The organism is Trinickia sp. HAY1-2D (assembly GCF_056754935.1).
Window position 1 is genome coordinate 1,550,017 of the sequence record NZ_JBPGWX010000002.1, and the last position, 19,587, is coordinate 1,569,603.

At 63.8% G+C, this 19,587-nt stretch carries 19 protein-coding genes; 11 read left to right on the forward strand and 8 right to left on the reverse strand.

Translation table 11 applies throughout. The features are described from left to right. Position 1 precedes the first annotated feature (1 nt). The gene (locus ACR9ZC_RS14400; RefSeq protein ID WP_481580817.1) at positions 2-946 is read right to left on the reverse strand and encodes a hypothetical protein; all 945 of its coding nucleotides are present in this window, start codon (positions 944-946) and stop codon (positions 2-4) included. Between the two features lie 116 nt (positions 947-1,062). Between ACR9ZC_RS14400 and ACR9ZC_RS14405 the strand changes: the two genes are divergently transcribed. Further along, a complete protein-coding gene (locus tag ACR9ZC_RS14405) occupies positions 1,063-1,212 on the forward strand; it encodes a hypothetical protein (protein WP_331573759.1) in 150 nt (49 codons plus the stop codon). Then, the gene (locus tag ACR9ZC_RS14410) at positions 1,203-1,412 is read left to right on the forward strand and encodes a hypothetical protein (protein WP_481580818.1); all 210 of its coding nucleotides are present in this window, start codon (positions 1,203-1,205) and stop codon (positions 1,410-1,412) included. The genes ACR9ZC_RS14405 and ACR9ZC_RS14410 overlap by 10 nt, the downstream gene beginning before the upstream one ends. Before the next feature lie 88 nt (positions 1,413-1,500). On the opposite strand, the gene ACR9ZC_RS14415 is transcribed toward ACR9ZC_RS14410, so the two are convergent. After that, on the reverse strand, positions 1,501-2,457 hold the full coding sequence (locus ACR9ZC_RS14415; protein ID WP_481580819.1) for a hypothetical protein: 957 nt from the start codon (positions 2,455-2,457) through the stop codon (positions 1,501-1,503). A gap of 272 nt (positions 2,458-2,729) precedes the next feature. Here ACR9ZC_RS14415 and ACR9ZC_RS14420 point away from each other — a divergent pair, with 272 nt between their 5' ends. Then, on the forward strand, positions 2,730-3,359 hold the full coding sequence (locus tag ACR9ZC_RS14420) for a hypothetical protein (protein WP_481580820.1): 630 nt from the start codon (positions 2,730-2,732) through the stop codon (positions 3,357-3,359). A 12-nt stretch (positions 3,360-3,371) separates the two neighbouring features. On the opposite strand, the gene ACR9ZC_RS14425 is transcribed toward ACR9ZC_RS14420, so the two are convergent. The 3 genes from ACR9ZC_RS14425 to ACR9ZC_RS14435 all read right to left on the reverse strand — a co-directional run bounded on the left by ACR9ZC_RS14425 (position 3,372) and on the right by ACR9ZC_RS14435 (position 6,345). Then, entirely contained in the window at positions 3,372-4,058 is a 687-nt protein-coding gene (locus ACR9ZC_RS14425; protein WP_481580821.1) for an HAD family hydrolase, read from the reverse strand. Positions 4,059-4,195: 137 nt separating this feature from the next. Then, positions 4,196-5,839, reverse strand: a complete 1,644-nt coding sequence (locus ACR9ZC_RS14430; protein WP_481580822.1) for an alkaline phosphatase family protein — start codon at positions 5,837-5,839, stop codon at positions 4,196-4,198. Positions 5,840-6,036: 197 nt separating this feature from the next. After that, positions 6,037-6,345 carry a hypothetical protein gene (locus ACR9ZC_RS14435; protein ID WP_481580823.1) on the reverse strand — a complete coding sequence of 103 codons (309 nt, stop codon included), beginning with the start codon at positions 6,343-6,345 and terminating at the stop codon, positions 6,037-6,039. A gap of 3 nt (positions 6,346-6,348) precedes the next feature. On the opposite strand from ACR9ZC_RS14435, the gene ACR9ZC_RS14440 reads away from it, so the two are divergent. The 5 genes from ACR9ZC_RS14440 to ACR9ZC_RS14460 all read left to right on the forward strand — a co-directional run bounded on the left by ACR9ZC_RS14440 (position 6,349) and on the right by ACR9ZC_RS14460 (position 13,695). After that, entirely contained in the window at positions 6,349-6,933 is a 585-nt protein-coding gene (locus tag ACR9ZC_RS14440; protein WP_481580824.1) for a ProQ/FinO family protein, read from the forward strand. Between the two features lie 177 nt (positions 6,934-7,110). Then, positions 7,111-7,482, forward strand: coding sequence for a YciI family protein (locus ACR9ZC_RS14445; protein WP_331572692.1), 372 nt, complete (start codon positions 7,111-7,113; stop codon positions 7,480-7,482). Beyond that, the gene (locus ACR9ZC_RS14450; RefSeq protein WP_481580825.1) at positions 7,472-8,752 is read left to right on the forward strand and encodes an RNA polymerase sigma factor; all 1,281 of its coding nucleotides are present in this window, start codon (positions 7,472-7,474) and stop codon (positions 8,750-8,752) included. The genes ACR9ZC_RS14445 and ACR9ZC_RS14450 overlap by 11 nt, the downstream gene beginning before the upstream one ends. 536 nt (positions 8,753-9,288) lie before the next feature. Beyond that, complete coding sequence (locus tag ACR9ZC_RS14455; RefSeq protein ID WP_481580826.1) at positions 9,289-11,469, forward strand: M1 family metallopeptidase; 2,181 nt, start codon at positions 9,289-9,291, stop codon at positions 11,467-11,469. Between the two features lie 162 nt (positions 11,470-11,631). After that, the gene (locus ACR9ZC_RS14460; protein WP_481580827.1) at positions 11,632-13,695 is read left to right on the forward strand and encodes a hypothetical protein; all 2,064 of its coding nucleotides are present in this window, start codon (positions 11,632-11,634) and stop codon (positions 13,693-13,695) included. Here ACR9ZC_RS14460 and ACR9ZC_RS14465 read toward each other — a convergent pair. Continuing rightward, entirely contained in the window at positions 13,671-14,036 is a 366-nt protein-coding gene (locus ACR9ZC_RS14465; RefSeq protein WP_331572684.1) for a hypothetical protein, read from the reverse strand. The two genes, ACR9ZC_RS14460 and ACR9ZC_RS14465, sit on opposite strands and share 25 nt — an antisense overlap. Positions 14,037-14,346: 310 nt before the next feature. Between ACR9ZC_RS14465 and ACR9ZC_RS14470 the strand changes: the two genes are divergently transcribed. From ACR9ZC_RS14470 to ACR9ZC_RS14480, 3 genes are read left to right on the forward strand one after another with little or no spacing between them, the layout of a single operon-like run. Beyond that, positions 14,347-15,306 carry an MBL fold metallo-hydrolase gene (locus tag ACR9ZC_RS14470; protein WP_481580828.1) on the forward strand — a complete coding sequence of 320 codons (960 nt, stop codon included), beginning with the start codon at positions 14,347-14,349 and terminating at the stop codon, positions 15,304-15,306. A gap of 16 nt (positions 15,307-15,322) precedes the next feature. Next, a complete protein-coding gene (locus tag ACR9ZC_RS14475) occupies positions 15,323-17,053 on the forward strand; it encodes an FAD-dependent oxidoreductase (protein ID WP_481580829.1) in 1,731 nt (576 codons plus the stop codon). A 36-nt stretch (positions 17,054-17,089) separates the two neighbouring features. Then, on the forward strand, positions 17,090-17,317 hold the full coding sequence (locus ACR9ZC_RS14480; protein WP_481580830.1) for a DUF2783 domain-containing protein: 228 nt from the start codon (positions 17,090-17,092) through the stop codon (positions 17,315-17,317). On the opposite strand, the gene ACR9ZC_RS14485 is transcribed toward ACR9ZC_RS14480, so the two are convergent. Next, complete coding sequence (locus tag ACR9ZC_RS14485) at positions 17,307-18,482, reverse strand: fumarylacetoacetate hydrolase family protein (RefSeq protein WP_331566792.1); 1,176 nt, start codon at positions 18,480-18,482, stop codon at positions 17,307-17,309. The two genes, ACR9ZC_RS14480 and ACR9ZC_RS14485, sit on opposite strands and share 11 nt — an antisense overlap. 139 nt (positions 18,483-18,621) lie before the next feature. After that, positions 18,622-19,578 carry a substrate-binding domain-containing protein gene (locus ACR9ZC_RS14490; RefSeq protein WP_481580831.1) on the reverse strand — a complete coding sequence of 319 codons (957 nt, stop codon included), beginning with the start codon at positions 19,576-19,578 and terminating at the stop codon, positions 18,622-18,624. Positions 19,579-19,587: the final 9 nt, after the last annotated feature.

Sequence of the window (19,587 nt, forward strand, 5' to 3'; positions counted from 1 at the left end):
GTCACTGCCCTCCCGAACGGCTGGCGGATGCCGGCGGCGGCAAACATCCGCCCAACGCTTGCCGGATGTCCGTTTCCGCGAGCCAGTAGTCCTCGAGCGAATCGACGTAGCCGCTCATCGCGGCGGCCTGCTCGCGCGCGTCGGCCAACAGCTCGAAAACGCCGGCGAGCATGCCGTTGTAGCGGAGCAGCAGTTCGTCCGAGATCGTTTTGCGAAGCGGCACGATTTCGTCGCGATAGCGCTTTGCTACGTCGTAGCTCGTCATGTACGCCGAGTAGGATTCGCGAACCTCCGATCGAATCTCGAGATGGTTGCGCGAGGCGAATGCGTCGAGGTCGTTCAGTGCGGGACGCGTTTTCGGCAGATCCGGCAACTGATCCGGAAGGGTGTACTGCGTGTGCCCGCCCCGCAGCCCCAGCGTTCGCGTCAATTTCTCCCGCGCCGACAGCGCTTGCTGGCGAGCCTTCGCTGCCTGTACTTGCGCGCTGGCACGGAAGGCTTGCTCGCGCGCCTCATCGAGCTTGCTCAGGTTTCCGGCCTGGCGCATGCGCGAGGCCAATTGTGCGCCGGCGTCGGCGGAGTCCTCGACGTGCCCGGCGTATCGGGCGGCTTGCTCGCCCGCCACCGCTCGGATATAGGCACGGCGCGCATCGGCGGCCACCTTCGACATCGCGTCGGCGGTGCCGGGGTTGTCGTTGTGCAAGGCGAGCCGTGCCGCGTCGTCCATCGAAAGCGGCTTGGAAGCGTATTCCCGGGTGCGCATGGCCATTGCATCGCGTGCGGTGGTGGTTCTTGCAACGAGCGCTTCATCGTCGACGGCAGACGATGAAGCGCTCGCGGGAGCCGGGGCCGCCGCGTCCGCGGGGGCGGGAAAGGTGGAGGTGGCGTGCGTGAGCATCGGCAATGAAGCCGCCGCGCCAAGCAGCGCCGCAGAAATTAGTCGCATGGATTTTCTCGTCTTCAATCATCCGGCGGGTCCAAGAGACCGCCGGCACGAATGGAACATCGCGGGCTTTAACCGCGGTGGAAAACTAGACGAGCGTGGAGCGAGGAGGGCGCTCGATGCCGCCGGTCAAAAAAGACGCGGCACCGGCCGAAGGGGGAATAGATGCGACGACACGCGTAGCGTCCGCGATGACGGCAACGATGGGAACGGCCGGCAAGGCGGTCCCGAGGCAGCACGATGCGCACATCGAACACGAATGCACGTGAGGACTGCCGCGCAGGTCATGATGGTCGCCATCGCCGGCGAGAACCATCCCGTGCATTTCTCGATGGTGCTCGGACATCTCATGCCCGGCGTGCCGGACGGACGCATCGCCGGCGCGAGCATGTGTGGGCACGCATTTCATCGAGATGGCCGCAAACGACTGAACCGGCAGGCTCAGTGCCAAGAGCACGACGATGAATAATTTGCGCCAATAGGACATGGGTGGGAAGTCTAGCACGCGTGTACTTCGCGGGGTAAGCCACGCGCGCCATGGCGCGCGTGCATCGCCGCTAGAAGTTCCGCGCGAGGCCGACCATGAACATGTCCTGGTCCTTGTCATTGCCGGTCGCGACGCGGTTGAAGCGCAGGCTCGCGGCCCAATTGTTCGTGACCTGGTAGCTCACTTGCGCGCTGAGCAAGGCGTTGATTCGCATGCGATTCGAAGGTTCGTCGCGGTCGCGCGCGAGGTACGGCCCTACACCGGCCGATAAGGTCCATTTGCTCTGGATCGGCGCGACGTACCAGAGTTGTGCCGCCACGCCGCGCCGGCCGGCCGTGCCGTTATTGCCTTCGTAGACGAAGCTCGCGGAATACGCCCAAGCGTTGCCGAGCGGGCGCTTGAGTTCGACCATGTAACCTTTTTCCATCGGCACTTGAGGATGGTTTGTCTGCGACGTGCCGGCCCAGATGCTCAGCTGTGTCTTGCCGTCGGAGAGCGCCGGTGCGGGGTTGCCGCGAAGATCGGAGCCGATGCCGAAGAGCACCGCGTCGGAGTTGAATCCGTTGACCATCTGGATATGGTTGTATTGCAGCTTCAGAAAAAAGCGGTTGGGCACGACATAGAACCGCACTGCGGCCGAGGCGCGCAGGCCCAATCGCTTTTCGTTACGCGGTTCATTCTCGACATGCGTGGTATCCATGCTGAAATAAGGCCCCGCGGACAACTCGAACGCCACGCGATCGCTGAGGGGCCAGCGAAACGAACCCAGCGCCGCAAAGCCATCGCGATGATGATTCGTCGGATGCCCCTCGTTCAGATAGGCGACGTAGACGGAGAGGTAATCGTTGAGGATGTCGCCGAAGCCGATTTCATAGGCGCGCCAATGCATGTCGCCGCCTTCGGTCGCGCGGCCGTTGCCGAACACGGCGTAGCCGTCGATCGTGCGCTGCGGCGATTGCTGCGCGGCCGGCGCATTCGGTGTGCCGTCTTCGGCATGCGCCAGGCTTGTGCACTGCAGAGCGGCCAAGGCCGCGAGCGTGCCTGCGCACACAGTGCGCCAATCGATGCGGTGAAACTTTAGAGGCGTCAAAGCAAATGACCGGTTAGGTAGAAAAGGCGAACGCACTTCGCCGCTTCGCAACAGCCTACTTATCGTTGACCGATCCCTATGTAGGGCACCGAACGCACGAACGCGGAAAATTGCATGCGCTCATCCGGTCGGTCCTTCGCGCGCCCGCGCTTGTAACGGACCTAGCGATGGGAAGATGACGGCATTTGCCACTTCTCGCGACTCACATCATGACAGTGCCGCCGCTTGGGACATCCGGCTCGATGGGTCCCGAACCCGACCCGTCGACCGAACAGCCGAAGCCCACCGTCAGCTCGGGCCGGGGCCGGCATCGGGCTCACTCGGTGCTCGATGGCCTGCGCGGTCTCGTCTCCGCTGCGCGGGGTAAGGAGACATCGCCCACACCTGCGTCGCCGGAGACCGGACAGACACGGCACGACGCGGCAGCCGCGCTAGAGCCTCGCACCGCCCGATATCTATCGGGTCTACTCGACGAGATCGATCGGATCAGCTCGCGCCAGTATGGTGGCGGCATCGAGATGCTGATCGACGAGCACCCGTCACCGGAGCGCGAGCAATTCCTTGCTGCCTTGGCGCGAGGCTGCGAGGTCACGATTGGTCTCGGCGGCGATGACACCGGTGCCCCGGATGCGCTGCTTCAGAACATCATCGATCTCGTTCGCGTGATGGAGCGCGAGACCAAGGCCAAATCGGTGCTCGACGTCGCGGGGCGGCGCGACCGCGCGCGCCTTGAAGAGCTATGGGCGCAAGCGGGCGGTCTTCCTTATCCCACGCCGCCGTTCCGCGATGAAACGACGAGAAAGGCCAACCACCCGCCCGGTGACGCTTCGGGGCAATAGCCTTCCTGAATCCTACGCGGCGCGCCAGCGAGCGAGCACGGCCGGCAGTTCGGCCATATCGTGAAAGATCGCTGCGACGCCCGTGGCTCGCATCGCCTCGGCATGGCCGTGCCCCGCAGCGTCGGGGCAGTAGCCGAACACGGTTGCCCCGGCGGCCAGTCCCGCGGTCGCACCCGTGATCGTATCTTCGACGATCGCGCAGCGCGCGGGATTGACCTCGAGCCCGCCTGCGGCGGCGAGGTAGACATCGGGATGCGGCTTGTTCCGGGGCATTTCATGACCGCTGAAGATGCGTCCTTCGAAATACTCGAAGATACCGACCTTCGCGAGCTGCATTTCGACCTTGTGCCGATCGGCACCGGATGCGACGGCGATGACACCGCCAAGCGCTTCGTGCAGCGTTTTGACTGCCAGTGGTGCGCCTGTCACGCCGAGGAGCTCGGCTTCGAGCGCCGCATTGCGCCGGGCGCGGAACTGCTCGAGCCACTGCGCCGTGAGGCGAAAGCCGGTGTGCGATTCGATGAGGGCGGCTTCGTCCTTGACCGTTTTGCCGACGAAGTGCCGCATCGTCTCCCGAGTGCTGATGTTCCAGCCGAGCTCGCCGAGCATTTCGGCAAGCACGCGGTTCGTAATGGGCTCGGAATCGACGAGGACGCCGTCGCAATCGAAGATCACGGCGTCGAAGGGGAGGGCGGACATCGTGCGCGAATCATCCAGATAGTGTTCAAACGCGGCCCTTACGTCGATGCGCTTCGGGCCGCAAACCGGATGGCATTGTATCGCGCGCGGGGACGTCCTCGCCGCTCCCTCCCCGGATGCGGCAAAGACCATCCGCCTCAGTCCTCGATCCCGAGTCCCGGCAGTGCGTGCGTCCCTTCTTCCGCTACCGAGTGCAGCCACTCGGGCTTCAGGTCGAGTGCGCGCAGGATCGTCGGCGCCACTTGCGTGGTCAGGACGGGCTTGGCGATCGTGCGGGCGTGACGAATGCCAGGGAACGACACGAGCAGACCGAGGTGGCTGTCGTCAGGCGCATTGCCGCCATGTTCCTCGTCCTTTTTCTTGCTCGACGTATAGATCACGCCTGGATTCGGCTGCACGACGATATCGGGCGTGCGGCCTTGCGCCGGATCGCCAAAGCGCGCGGCGAGTTGCGGGCCGTAGAGGAGATAGGCCCCCGGACCATCGGCGCAGATGCCGGGCGCGTTGCAGCCGAGATTGGCCTTGAGCGTCGCGATCACGGCGTCGCGCTGGCTTTGATCGCGCAGCCAGACGAGCCCGACATCGTCCGTTTGCACCATGCCCGTGCCGGCAAGCCCGGTGCCGTCGTTGAGGTTGCCCGATTGCGTCGTGTTCTGGCCGAAGTTGCCGTTCGGATCCAGGTAGTTGTTCGCTTCGAGCAGTTGCGTGAGCGTGTCGCCGTTTTTCACGAGCTTCGTGTGATCGGTCGGCGATTGGCCATGTTTGGCCGTCACGATGATGACGGTCGTGGAGTACAGGTTGCGCTGCTTCAGCTCGGCGACGATGCGGCCGATCGCGTCATCTGCATAGGCGATCGCATTGGCCACGTTCGGGCCCGGGGTGAAGCTCGCGTCGAGGTAGCCGCCGCCGTTGGCGACCGGCGATTTTTGCGCCACGCTCAAGGTCTGGAAGTTCGTGCCGAACAGCGTCGGTACCGGCGCGTTCTTCGTCCCCGTGGAGTCCTTGCCATCGATCTGATCGAGGATTGCTTGCACGTGGTAGTTGTCGAATTTCTCCGTGTGGGTATAGACGTCCGTATAGTCGGTCTGCGTCGCCGGATCGATCGAATTGATTTCGGTGCGGGCGAGATCGTCCACGCCATGGCCCGACGGTCCGTTGAGCCAGTCGTAACCCCACGCGTGCTTATCGGCCCAGGCCGTATGCGCATCGCGCATGTGCTCCTTGATGACTTCGAATATCGTGTTCGTCTTGATGTAGTTGTGCGGATAGACGGGGCTGCACACGCCGTTGACCAGCGCGTGCGGGATCGCTTGCGGATTGAATGCGCCACCGCCGTCGAGATGGATCAGCGCGCCGCCGTTTTGCGCATCGATGCCGGTCGTTTCGTCGAACACGACATTCCAGCCGCGCTTGCCCGAGCATGTGTCGTCGGTGGGTGCGAACAGCGTGCGGTCATAGGAGACGTCGTAAAAGAGGCCGGCGGATTTCGGCGAGCCGCCCGTGACGAGCGCGGCGAGACCGGGGAATGAATCGGACAGGCCAGGCGTGCGCGCCTCGGTATAGGTGACGCCGGAGTGCGCCAGCACGGCGAGGTTCGGGCAGGTATTGGCGCCAGTGCAGCGAGCGAGGTCTTGTTCGTGCAGCCCGTCGATGCTGATGAGTAGCACGCGCCTTGCATCGTGGATTTCATGGGCGGCAGCGTCCGTTGCCGCGCCTGCGAGTGCCATCAGCCCGATGGCGAGCGCCGTGCCCGCGTGGCGCATTGCCTTGCGTCGATTCATGTCTACCTCGTTGTAAGGCGCGGAGAGTTTCCACGCTAAAAGCAGCTAATCTGAGGGTCGAATGCGACTGGGCGATGAAGCGGACCTTTCAGTCTGCTATCGATCGGCGCTTGGCGTGCAGGTCACGGTCGATGGCGCCTGAACCGGGTGCCGGTTCGGCGCGGCGCCCGCTTGGCAGCCGATGTGCCAAGAGGCTGTTAATATTGCCGTCTGATTTTCGGGTAGGCGGTTACAGGACGAATATGGGTTTCGAGCAGCTGGCAGAACTGAGAAAGCAACTGGCGAAAGAAGCGCGCGCCGCAAAGGAGCAGGCCCAGGCCGCCGATGCGGGCAAATCGCCTCGACAGGCTCGGCCTGGTCAGCGCGACGCAAAGGGCGACGCCAACGGTCATCGCGATGCGAAGGGGCCGCGCGACGCGAAGGCCCACCAGGAGACAAAGGGTCAGCGCGACGCGAAGGGACAGCGCGGCGATGCCCGAGCCCAGCGCGGGGAGGCGAGAAGCCATCACGTGCCGAAGGCTGAGCCGGTCGATCCCGTGGTACGGGTCATCGGCAAGCTGCAAAAGCGCTTTCCGGCAGCATTCCCCAAGAACCCCGCGCCGAAGGTGCCGCTGAAGATCGGCATTCTGGCCGATCTCGTCTCGCACGCCGAGGAGCTCGCGCTGAACGAGGCGCAGATCCGCGATGCGGTCAGCACATGGTGCCGCGGCAGCCGTTACTGGGCCTGTCTCGTCGACGGTGCGCCGCGAGTCGATCTCGACGGCGCGCCGGCCGGCAGCGTCACCGCGCGCGACGCGGCCTTCGCGCGCAGGCAGGCCAAGGGCGGCGCTGCAGCGCGCCGCAAGGGCGATGGCACACAGCCGGCTGCGAAGGCTCCCGCCGAACAGCCGGCGCAGCCGGGCGCGCCGGAAGGTTCGCCGGCCTCCGAGGCGGCGCAGCCAGCTGGGGCTGTTCAGTCGGCTGACGCGGCTCAGGCGCCCGAGTCAGGCTCGACGTCCGATGCGGGACATGCGTCCGACACCGGGCATGCGTCCGACACCGCGCCCACGCCCGCCGTCGAGCATTCGCCGGATACGGCTCAGTCGCCTGACTGAGCCAAGGCTCGGGCGCGTCCCCACGCGCCCGAGGGTTAGACTATCGTTCGCTGCGTTGCGCCGCGAGCCGCTTTTCTCCTATCGCGCTTTTTTCGACGCATGTCGAAATCATGGCAAGCCGTTCGACATTGTCGAGGTAACACGCTGCGTGTTGCCGCAACTCTTCAGGAGCGACAAATGGAATATCTGCTGATGATTTATGGCAATGAAGCCCGGGCCGCCGAAATGACGCCGAGCCAGGCCGCGGAGATGACGGCTGCGTTCGGCGCCTATACGGAGGCGCTCAAGGAAGCCGGCGTCTGGCGTGCCGGTGCCCGACTGCGGCCGGTCGACACGGCCACCACGGTTCGAGCGAAGAACGGCAAAACGGAGGTGCTCAACGGACCGTATGCGGAAACGCGCGAGCAACTGGGCGGCTATTACCTGATCGACGTACCCGATCTGGATCAGGCGCTCGCATGGGCTGCGCGTTGTCCCGCGGCGGACTACGCCGGGCTCGAAGTTCGCCCTATCTGGCCGATGCACGAGTACGCCCCGAATGCCCGATAGCGGGGACACGGCCGCCGCGCGTGCCGCGGAGGCGGCGGCGCGGCTCAGTTACGGCAAGCTCATCGCCTTTCTCGCCGCGCGCAGCCGCGACGTGGCGGGCGCCGAAGACGCGCTCGCGGACGCATTCGCGGCCGCGCTCGCGGATTGGCCGCGCAACGGCGTGCCGCGCACGCCGGATGCGTGGCTGCTCGCGGTGGCCAAGCGCCGTATCGTCGATGCGATCAGACGTCGTTATCGTGACGCCGATGCAGCCCAGTATCTGGAATGGCTGAGCCAGCTGGCGCCCGAGACGGATGATGCCGCCGCATCGATTCCCGACGAGCGCCTGCAATTGATGTTCGCCTGCGCGCATCCCGCGCTCGAGCGCAGCGCGCGTGCGCCGCTCGTCTTGCAAGCGGTGCTCGGCTTCGATGCTGCGACGATCGCCTCCGCGTTCCTCGTCGCGCCATCGGCGATGAGCCAGCGGCTCGTGCGGGCCAAGAACAAGATTCGCGAAGCCGGCATTGCACTCGAGATGCCCGAGCCCGGCGAGCTGCCCGCGCGGCTCGAATGTGTGCTCGATTCGATCTACGCGGTCTATGCCGAAGGATGGTCGGATCCCGAGGGCGGGGATCCCCACCGCCGCAATCTCGCCGATGAGGGCATCTGGCTGGGCCGCCTCGTCGTCTCGCTCATGCCGGACGAGCCGGAGGCGCTCGGATTGCTGGCCATGATGCTGCACACGCACGCCCGCCGCGATGCTCGCCGCGCGGCCGACGGGGCCTACATCGCGCTGAGCGAGCAGGATGTGATGCGATGGGATTGCGGCATGATCGAAGAAGCGGAAGCGTTGCTGGCCCGCGCGAGCCGGGCCGGCCGGATCGGCCGCTATCAGTTGGAAGCCGCGGTGCAATCGGCCCACGCGATGCGCAGGTTCGGTCATCGTCCCGACTGGCAGGCGATCGTGCAACTCTACGACGCGCTGTGCGCGTTGAGCGGCTCGCCGGTTGCCGCGCTCAACCGGGCGGTTGCATTGGCCGAGCGCGATGGCGCAGCGGCCGGCCTTGCCGCGCTCGACGAGGTCGCGGGCGATGCACGGCTTTTGGCTTATCAGCCATTCTGGGCGGCGCGGGCCGAACTGTCGGCGCGCGTCGGCGCGTGGCAAACCTGCCTCGACGCATATCAACGTGCCATCGGCCTTGAATCGGACCCGGCGGTGCGGCGGTTTTTGCTCCAGCGCGCGCAAGCCGCGCGCGCCCGATGCGGGCAGAGCGCTTCGCCGGCCGAATGATCGCGCTGCCGCTCGTTCCGTCATCCAATACGGCATTCCTTTATTCGAATTCGTGGGGCCTACAAGTTTTTGGAGGTCCTGGTCCACGCTTATCCGTTTATTACATGAAAATATGCAAGATGCGTTGTGAGATAGAATAAAAATTACCGGTTACTACGAAATTTGCATATAGCATACCGTTTGCCAAAACGATTAGAAAAGTAATACAGTGAAAGCGAGTTGACATTAAAAGGAAGTGGAACGTACTCTGCGCTGTCGCTGGTTTTTCTGGAAGACATTCGCGCCGCCCCGTTCCTATGGAGTCGACGATGTCAACGATGATTTTTAGTAGTCCATACGTTTAGTACTCCTATTTATTGCAGGTTGGAATCACGGTCTGGGTTTCAGTGAATGCTGGGCCGGGGCGCAGCACGCCCCTTTTCGTCGCGAGCTACGGATTTGCTTGCGTGGCGTCGTATTGCCTGCCGGCGAATGAGAGAGAAGAACAACGAGACGAAACCTGGCATCGGTTAAACACTTTCTCATTCAGGATTTCTATGCGATTTCATTTTGGATTGAATTGGCATTACGCTTCGATTGCCGCGCTCGCGCTATTGAGCGCATGCGGCGGCGGTGACGGTGGACAGGCGTCGGCGAGCCGTGCGGGCGCGGCCACTTCGAGTCCCAGCACTCCGGCGCTTGTCGCGCCTGCTTCCGCCGTCGCGGCGACGCCGGGCGTGGACAAGACGGTATCGCCGGTGGAAATGCCCGATACGGTCATACCGGTCAATTACCGGCTTTGGTTCCGCCCGAACCCCGTGCTGAATGCGTTCGACGGCCGAGCGGACGTCGAGATCAAGGTGCTCAAGCCGGTCACCGCGATCACCGTGGCCGCGCACCGGCTGCAGTTCGTAAACGGCACCATCGCCTTGCAGCCCGGCAATGTGCAGCTGGTCGCGACGCCCCAGGACCAGGGCGATTACTATCAATTGCGTCCTGCGAGCGGACAGATCGCGGCGGGCACCTATTCGCTGCACATGGAATGGCGCGGCATCATCAACTTCAAAAGCTATGACGACCCGGTCACGAAGACGGGCGGCAGTTGCGGCAACGATCCTTATCCGGGATGTTCCGCTGCGGAAGGCGTATTCCGCGTCGATCTGAAGGCGACCGACGGTACGACGAGCGGCGCCATCCTGACACAAGGCGAATCGGATCTCGCGCGGCAATGGTTCCCCGGGTGGGACGAGCCGGCGTTCCGCCCGACCTACGAGGTCAGCGCCGACGTGCCGCAGAACTGGCGAGTCGTCTCGAACGCGGCGGAGAAACCGCCGGTCAACGTGGACAGCGGTTATAAGCGCGTTTCATTCGAGAAGACGCCGCCGATGCCGTCGTACCTGCTCTTTTTCGGCGGCGGGCAGTTCGATGTGCTCGAAGACGACTTCTCGAGCCCGCTGCCGGACGGCAAGGGTCTGCATTTGCGCATCTTCACGCCGCCGGGCATGCGCGATTGGGCATTGCCGGCCATGCAGCAGACGAAGCAGGCGCTCGATTACTACTATCGTTACACAGGCATTCCGCTGCCCTTGACGAAGTTCGATACAGTCGCGGCGAACGACGCGTTCAAGGCGCAGAAAGATCTGAACTTCGGCGGGATGGAGAACTGGGGGGCCATTCTCGAGTTTGCCGACGACATCTTGCCGCAACCGGGCACCCCGATGTCGAACTATGGCGTGACCGTGCTGACACATGAGGCAGCTCACCAGTGGTTTGGCGATCTCGTCACGCTGGACTGGTGGGACGACGTCTGGCTCAACGAATCGTTCGCAACGTTCTTCGAGAACAAGACGAAGATCGCCTTCTTTCCCGATCGCTTCAACTGGGAAGGCGAGGTCCGCAACAAGTATCGCGTCATCGCGGACGATCTGACGTCCGCATCCTTCCCGGTGCAGCCGAATTTCAACGCATGGGCTTCGAACGACTTCGTCATCAACGCCGGGCGTTTTGTCTATGACAAGGGCGGTCAGGTTCTGAAGATGATCGAGGGCTACCTCGGCGAGGACGTGATGCGCAGTGGGCTGCAGTCGTATCTGGCGGATTACGCACTCGGCAACGTCACGCCCAAGCGGCTATGGGACGAACTCGCGCGAGCAAGCGGGGAGCCGATGACGCAGATCGGCGACAGCTTCGTGCGACAAACGGGTGTACCGCTGGTCTCGCTGAACACGACGTGCGATCTGACGACGAACCAATCGGTCGTGACGTTGAAGCAGCTGCCGTTCCCGAACCAGAATCCGTATCCCGGAACGCTATGGACGATCCCGCTGACGTTGGCCTATGGCGACGGTCTGACGAGCCGTAAGACCGTCTCGATGAAGGGCGCGGACATGCAGGTGCGTCTCCAAGGCTGCGGCGCGGTGCTGGCCGATCCGACGGGACAGGACTATTACGTCGTGAACTATGGCGACAACGCGTGGACGCAGTTGCTCGCGCAATCGAGTGCACTGCTCGAGCCGGCCAGGCTGACGAATCTGAAGCTCGGCACGCACTTGCTGGTCGACCACGGCCTTGCGCCGCAATCGCGCGCGACGGCGATCGATTCGCTCGCCGCGTCACCGAGCGTCGCAGCCCGGCTGATGCGCCAGGCACTGATGCCGGAGCAGCCAGTCGAGCGCCGCATCCCGCACTATCAGGGCCGTTTGAAAGCGAGGCCGCAGCCGTCGAGCAAGCAACAGTAGTTGAGCGATTGATCGGTTGACGGCGCGCGGTTCGCTTCAAAGAAGCGGATCGCGCGCTTGCGCACACCTCTCATTTGCCGAATTCGGAACGCACCCTTAAAAAACTTTCGAAGAATCGAATGCGCTTCGCTACAGATTTGGGGCGGCGAAGTCGTTATCGCAGTGAATATTCATCGAACGATTATCTGGCTCGTTATGAACAGAAATTTGCCGCAGCTGGTTTTCTGCATGGTTTCCATGTTTTTCTTGAATGCATGCAGTGGTGGGGCGGCGGCGCCGCAAAGCGGCGGCGTCTATATGGCTAACGTCTCTCAGGCGTCCGTCGCCGTCTATGAAATTGCGGCAGACGGCGCCGTTTCCCCGCTGCCTGCTGCTATGGCGCGTACGGCCGATGACGGCAGTTTCTCGCTAGCGCGGCCTGCGCATTACCCCGTGCTCGTGCGGGCGAGCGGCGGGCGCTATATCGAGGAAGCGACGGGCGAGCGGGCGTCGCTTTCGGGCGAACTCGATGCCGTCTATGTTTCGGCGCCAACAACCATGGTGGTCTCCCCGTACTCGAATGCGATCGTCATCGATGCCATCGCGGCCGGAGGCTTGAGCGCCGAGAACATCGCCGCGGCGTCCGCACGCGTCAACGCATTCGTCGGCGGCATCGATGTTCAGCAGACCGTGCCGGTCTATCCACCGGCTTCCGATGGCGCAGCCGTGTCCGATGGCGCGAAGATGGCGTTCGCGCTCGGTGCCGAGTCGCAAAGCCGCAGCGATAACGGTCTCGCGATTGCTGCGAGCTCGCAAGCGATCGTCGACCAGGCGGCGAACGGCGATACGCTCGCCCGTTGTCACACCGGTGCGGGCGACGTCTTGAGCGACGGCTCCGTCGCAGCGGCCGATGCCGACCATTGCCTCGTTACCTCGGGCGCCGCCGCGTTTGCCCACAATGCACACAATCGCACCGGCATCACGTCGCTTGCGATGCTCGAGCCTGCGCAGCAAACGGCACCGCAGCTTGCTGCCGCGTCCGCATGTGGGGATCGGGTCGCGCTGCTGACTGACAATCTTGCGCTGTTCGAAGGCCGCAAGAACTCGGTGCAGGCGCTGCTCGCCGGTGGCATGACCGACCAGAATTGGTCGACGTTCCAAACACCTAGCCGCTGGGGGCCGTTCGCGAGAGGATATGGGGCCATCGAGCCGCCGGCGAACTGCACGGACATGGATACGTTCAAGCGCGAACTGGTCATGGCCGCGGAAAATTTCTGGGTCGACCAGAACATCAACTACTGCCACCACCATGTCCCCGGATGGCTGCCGCCCGACGATTCGAATCGCGCCAACCCGAAGTACCGCAATTCCACGCCGGAGAGCACGTCGGGGGAGTCGGCGGGCGGCAATCCGCAGCAGATGACGTGCACTGGGCAGCGCAATGCGAACGGCGCCCAAAGCGTGCAGGTGGCGGCAAGCGATACGCCCGCGTCGTTTCCCGCGGCGGCCATCAACTGGAAGGGCGTGGACTGCTCGGACTACACCGCATGGATCTATAACTTCGCCGGCATGACCTCCAACGATCTATCGACGGGCATCGGTACTCAAGCCTGCTCGACGGCCGATCGGGGCGGCTCCGACGCGAATCCGTCGCCGGGCGTATTGCTCGACATCAATCAGGGAAATTTCGACGCGATGCAGAGCTATCTGCGCCCAGGCGATCTGCTCTACATCACACAAGAAAATGCGCTCACCGACAGCGGCGAATTCACGGGCGACTACAAACTCGCGCATGTGGTGACCTGGACAGGAAAGCATTGGAACGATTTGCAAGCCGGGACCGACGCGGCCCGGTATGACATCGGCCGGATCGGGCAGCCCGACTCGCGGCTCGGCGGCGATTTCAAAGCGCATCTCGATTTCGACGTCAGTCAACTGGGTAAGACGGCGAGGACCGACCCGTGGATGATCATCGACAGCCATTATGCGGGGCCCGCCTACCGGCCGTTCTTGGGCTGGTATCGCACGCATCTCTCGCATGTGAGGCGGATCATCGGTGCCGACGCGGCACGCACCGACCCGGTGCTCGCCGCCTACGTCATCGCGCCGGTTTCGCAAAACGCGCAGCATACGCAGGTCGTGCTGGGATCTGCCCACGCGGGCAGCGGCGCCGCGAGCGGCTACCGGATGATCTATGACGACGTTCAGGGCAAGCAGGCGTGTTACCGTGCGGGCACCGCGCAGTAGCGGTCCGGGGAGGAGGGGGGCGTACCGGCCGGCAACGGCGCATCGGGCTGCGCCGATTCTTCCCGGGCCGAGCTTTCGACGAAGCGAATGAAACAGTTCAGCCGAAGCCGTTCTTCGCTGCGCAGGTCGCGCTCGGCAATGGCCTCCGATAAATAGCGTTCGCGGCAGGTTTCCAGAACGTATCTGTTTTGCGCCATCAACGTCTTCCATCCCCCCGATGAGGCGAACGCGTCGTTTGCCCAATCGATGAAATCCAACGCGCAGGCGAGATGCCAGCTTCGCGCGCGCCATGGCAGCCGCGCGGCGACGAGATGCTGCTCGAACTTCGAAATCGTCGTCATCGTCAACTCGCTCCGGTCTGAAACCGCCTCGTTCAGGGTTGAGCCGGGGCGCCCGGCGTCGATAGTTCAGAGCTTAGCGATACCGTGCTGTGCTCGAACCGCAGTGTGCGAAATGGCGATGCGCCGTGCGAAGAAGGGGATGCCTTCGGGCCGGTGGGGCACTGCCGCGTCGGCGCGCTGCATGTCGCCAGGCCATGTCAGCCGATGTAAGGGATATTTGGTGGGCAAGGCGGCGTGAACTAAGATGCAATCGACCGGTCGTCGATGAGTCGCATCGCGGCCATCCCCCACCACGTTCAGCGAGTCAGACATGGTAAAGGCTTTTGCATCGCAGGCGGATCTGCAGGAAAAGCGCGTCTCGTTCGAGCAGTTGTCCGAAAACGCCTATGCCTACACGACGGAAGGCGATCCGAATTCCGGCGTAGTGATCGGCGACGACAGCGTGCTCATCGTCGATACGACTGCGACGCCCGCCATGGCGCGCGATCTGATCGCCAGGATCCGCAGCGTCACCGACAAACCGATCAAGCACGTCGTGCTGTCGCACTACCATGCCGTGCGCGTGCTCGGCGCGTCGGCCTATGCGAGCGAAGGAGCCCAGGAAATCATCGCGAGCCGCGGCACGTACGAGATGATCGTCGAGCGGGGCGAAGCGGACATGCACTCCGAAATCGAACGCTTTCCGCGGCTCTTCGCAGGCGTGGAGACGGTGCCGGGCCTCACTTGGCCGACGCTCGTCTTCAAGCGGGAGCTCACGCTGTTTCTCGGCAAGCTGGAAGTCAAAATCATGCATCTCGGGGCGGGCCATACGAAAGGCGATACGGTCGTCTGGCTCCCCGGGCAAAAGGTACTGTTCTCGGGCGATCTCGTGGAATACGAGGCGGCCTGCTATTGCGGCGACGCACAACTCGCGCAATGGCCGGCCACCCTCGATGCGTTGCGCGCGCTCGGGGCCGAGAAGCTCGTGCCGGGACGCGGCCCCGCGCTGACGAATCGCGCGGCCGTGAACGCCGGCATCGACTACACGCTGGATTTCGTCACGACGCTGCTTGCGCAAGCGCGCACGGCCGTCGAGCGCAAGCTCGATCTGAAGGCCGCGATGGCCCTCGCGCGCGAGGCGATGGATCCCAAGTTCGGTAGCGTCTTTATCTACGAGCATTGTCTGCCGTTCGACGTTTCGCGTGCTTACGACGAGGCGAGCGGCATCGTTCATCCTCGCATCTGGACGGCGCAGCGCGACAAAGAAATGTGGGGCGCCCTGCAGGGCTGAGCGCTCGAGGCAACGCATGGAAACGCCGGCCGACTATCGGAACGCGCACTTCGACTATCGACGCGCGGCGGAAGCTGCGTCCGATGCGCAGGCGGTGGTCCATCCGGTCGTCGTCGTGGGTGCGGGCCCGACGGGACTCGCTACGGCAATCGATTTCGCGCAGCGCGGCATCGAGGTGGTGCTCGTCGATGACGATGACCGCCTCTCTGTCGGATCGCGTGCGATCTGTTTTTCGAAGCGATCGCTCGAGGTATTCGACCGTCTCGGTTGCGGTGAGGTCATGGCGGCGAAGGGCGTGCGCTGGCACGTCGGGAAGGTGTTCTTCCGCGACGAGCTCGTCTATGCGTTCGACCTGCTCGGAGAAAGCGGTTACCGCCGCCCGGCGTTCGTCAATCTGCAGCAGTACTACGTCGAAGGATATCTGCTCGAGCGGGCGATGCAGCTCGACAATCTCGACGTGCGCTGGAAAAACAAAGTGGTCGCAATCGAAGCGCCGCGGGTGCGCAATGCGGATACGCGCGGCAACGGTTGCGAGCCGATCGCGTTGACGATCGAGACACCCGAGGGGCAATACGAGTTGCGCGCCCGTTTCGTCGTGGCCGCCGATGGCGCGCGCAGTCCGCTGCGCAAGCTGCTCGGCTGCGACAGCGCGGGACGCACGTTCAAGGACCGCTTCCTGATCGCCGACGTGAAGATGGAGGCCGATTTTCCGCCCGAACGATGGTTCTGGTTCGATCCGCCATTTCATCCGAATCAGTCGGTGCTGCTGCATCGACAGCCCGACAATGTATGGCGAATCGATTTCCAGCTCGGCTGGGATGCCGATCCGGAGCTCGAGAAGGCGCCCGAGCGAGTGCTTGCGCGCGTGCGTGCACTGTTGGGCCACGATGCGCAATTTTCCCTCGAGTGGGTCAGCGTTTATACGTTTTCATGCGTGCGCATGAAGAGCTTTCGGTGCGGCAATGTCCTTTTCGCGGGCGACAGTGCGCATTGCATGTCGCCGTTCGGTGCTCGAGGCGCGAATAGCGGCTTGCAGGATGCGGATAATCTCGCCTGGAAGCTGGCGCTCGTCCTGCGAGGACTGGCACCGGACGCGCTGCTCGATTCCTATGCGCGGGAACGCGAATATGCAGCCGATGAGAACATCCGCCACTCCACGCGCTCGACCGATTTCATTACGCCGAAGACGGCGACGAGCCGGGTCTTTCGCGACGCGGTGCTCATGCTCGCGCGACATCATGCGTTCGCTCGCCAGCTCGTCAACAGCGGCAGGCTGTCGGTTCCGTCGGTGCTTGCCGACTCCGCGCTCAACACCGCGGATCGCGACACCTTTTCGGGCAGCACGGTGCCCGGTTCCGTCAGCGCCGACGCCCCGGTCGATCGCGACGGTGATGACGACTGGCTGCTCTCGCACCTCGGCGATACTTTCTCGCTGCTCATTTTCGGCGGTACGAATGGACTCGACGCGAATGCGCGGGGATTGCTGGCGGCCTCGGCGAGTTGCCGGGTTCCGGTCCGAAACGTCGTGGTATTGCCAGCGGGTGCGCAAGTGAGCGGCACCGATGATGCCGCTGCCGCGACCCTTTTATTCGATCGGGAAGGGCTGGCTGCCGAACGCTACGACGCGAAACCCGGCACCGCATACCTGATCCGGCCGGACCAGCATGTCTGCGCGCGCTGGCGTGCGGCCAGCGCCGCCGATCTGGAAGCAGCGCTCGCGCGTGCGCTATGCGCCAACGTGGATTGACGCCGCCAAGCGCGGCTAAGCGATCGAGGTGACGATATGTCGTTGAAGACCGAACCGAATCTGACCCGGCCCGACGATTTTTATGAATCGTTGCTCGAGATGCATCGCGATCTGGACGATGCGCAAAGCCAGTCTGCCAATGCGCAACTGATTCTGTTGCTCGCCAATCATATCGGCGAGCAGGCCGTGCTTGTGGAAGCCATGCGGCTCGCGCGCGAAGGCGTGACGGAGCGTTCGACGCCTCGCGCGAGCGTTACGCGTTGAGCAGCCCGCGGCGCGCGAGGTTGCGGTAAAGCGCGCGCACGCCGAACGTCCACGGTGCAATTTCATTCGACCGTTGCACCGTGTTCACGAGCGCGCCGAGCGAAGGCGTCGAAATCGTCACCACATCGCCGAGGTGGTGGGTGAATCCGGCGCCGGGCGCATCCCGATCCTTGATCGGCGAAAACATCGTGCCGAGAAACAGCACGAAGCCGTCGGGGTACTGATGGTGTGGGCCGAAAGTCTGCGAGACGAGGTCGGCCGGATCGCGGCTGATCTCGCTCATGTGGCTGACGCCCTCGAGCACGAAGCCGTCATCGCCCTCGATGCGCAGCGCGAGACTCGCGAGACGCACCGTATCGAGCGTGAAATGTTCGTCGAAAAGGCGCACGAACGGGCCGATCGCGCACGAGCCGTTGTTGTCCTTCGCCTTGCCGAGCAGCAGCGCCGAGCGGCCTTCGATGTCGCGCAGGTTCACGTCGTTGCCGAGCGTCGCGCCGACGATGCCGCCCGCGCTGTTCACTGCCAGCACGATCTCGGGCTCGGGATTGTTCCATTGCGAGCTCGGGTAAAGACCGACGGCCGCGCCGAGTCCGACCGCCGACATCGGCTGGGACTTGGAGAATACTTCGGCGTCCGGGCCGATGCCGACTTCCATGTATTGCGACCAGGCATTGCGACGCTCGAGCTCGGCCTTCAGCTTCATGGCCGCTTCCGAGCCGGGTTTGATCTTCGCGAGATCCGTGCCGATCAGCTCGACGATGAGTTGCCGTACCTGCTCGGCCTTGCTCGCATCGCCCCCGGCTTGCTCTTCGATCACACGTTCGAGCAGGCTGACGGCGAACGTCACGCCGCAGGCCTTGATGGCTTGCACATCGCACGGCGCCAAGAGCCGCGCGCCGCTTGCGCCGCCACCGTCGAAGCTCGCCTCGATCCATCGCGCGACGGGACCGAGCGACTCGCCCGGTGCGTGCCGGGCGACGTCGACGGCATCGGGGCGATCGAAGAGATCGGCTGTCGTGGGTGCCGAGGCCGTGATATCGAAGACCTCGCCGTTGCGCACGGCGACGACGGACGGCCCATCGACGGGCGCTTCGCGCCAGACGCGCCCGACGAGGAGCGCTCGGTCGAGATCGGTCGGCAAAACGGAAAGCGATGCTGGCTGCATGAGCGTATTCGGTACGAAAGTTGACGGTTCGACGATCGTAGCCACTGCGCGTCACAGTGTCCACGGTTTCCATGCGCAGCCGGTCGCGCGCGGGGGCGGGCGACCGGCTAAGACCCCACGCTGGGTGGGGAATAGAGAATCAATCGTAGAGCTGCGATGCGATCTTCGGATCGTCGATGTTCGACTTGTCGTACCAGTAAAAGCCCGTGTCGATCACCTTCGGAATCTGCTTCGCCTTGCCGTTGATGGCCTCGACGGCCGCCTTGACCGTTTCGTAGCCGATACCGCCCGGGTTCTGCGTGATTGCGCCGGCCTCGATGCCGGAGCGGATCGCTTCTTTTTGCTCCTTGCCCGAGTCGTAGCCGATGATGACGACCTTGCCGGTCATCTTCATTTCCTTGGTGCCGTGGATGACACCGATCACCGAGCCTTCGTTCGCGCCGAAGATGCCCTTGATCTTGGGATGCGCGGCGAGCAGCGCCTTCGTGATCTCGGTCGATTTCAACTGATCGCCGGCGCCGTATTGAATATCGACGATCTTGACCTTCGGATGCTTGGCCTTCATTTCGTCGACGAAACCGTCGCGCCGATCGATACCCGTGCGGCTCGTCTGGTCGTGCACGACGAGCGCGACTTCGCCTTCGTCGCCGATGAGTTGGGCCATCTTGTCGGCGGCGAGCGCGGCTGCCTTCTTGTTGTCGGTGGCCGCGGTGGCGAGCGGGATGTTGCTGTCGACGCCCGAGTCGAACGCGATGACGGGGATCTTCTCCTGCTGTGCCTTCTTCAGGAGGGGGATCGCCGCCTTGCTGTCGAGCGCGGCGAAACCGATCGCGGCGGGCCGTTTCGCCAGCGCGGCCGAGAGCATGTCGATCTGCTTGTCGACCATCGCTTCGGTTTCGGGCCCTTCGAACGTGACTCTGACGTGATAGTCTTGGCCAGCCTTTTCAGCGCCTTTTTTCACGGCTTGCCAGAACTGATGCTGAAAGCCCTTGGAGATCAGCGCGACATACGGCTCGTCCGCCGCTTGTGCCCCCGCACCGAATCCCAATGCCAGGGCAAGCCCGACAGCCGCGCCGATCAATCTCGGTTTCATCATTTGCACGTC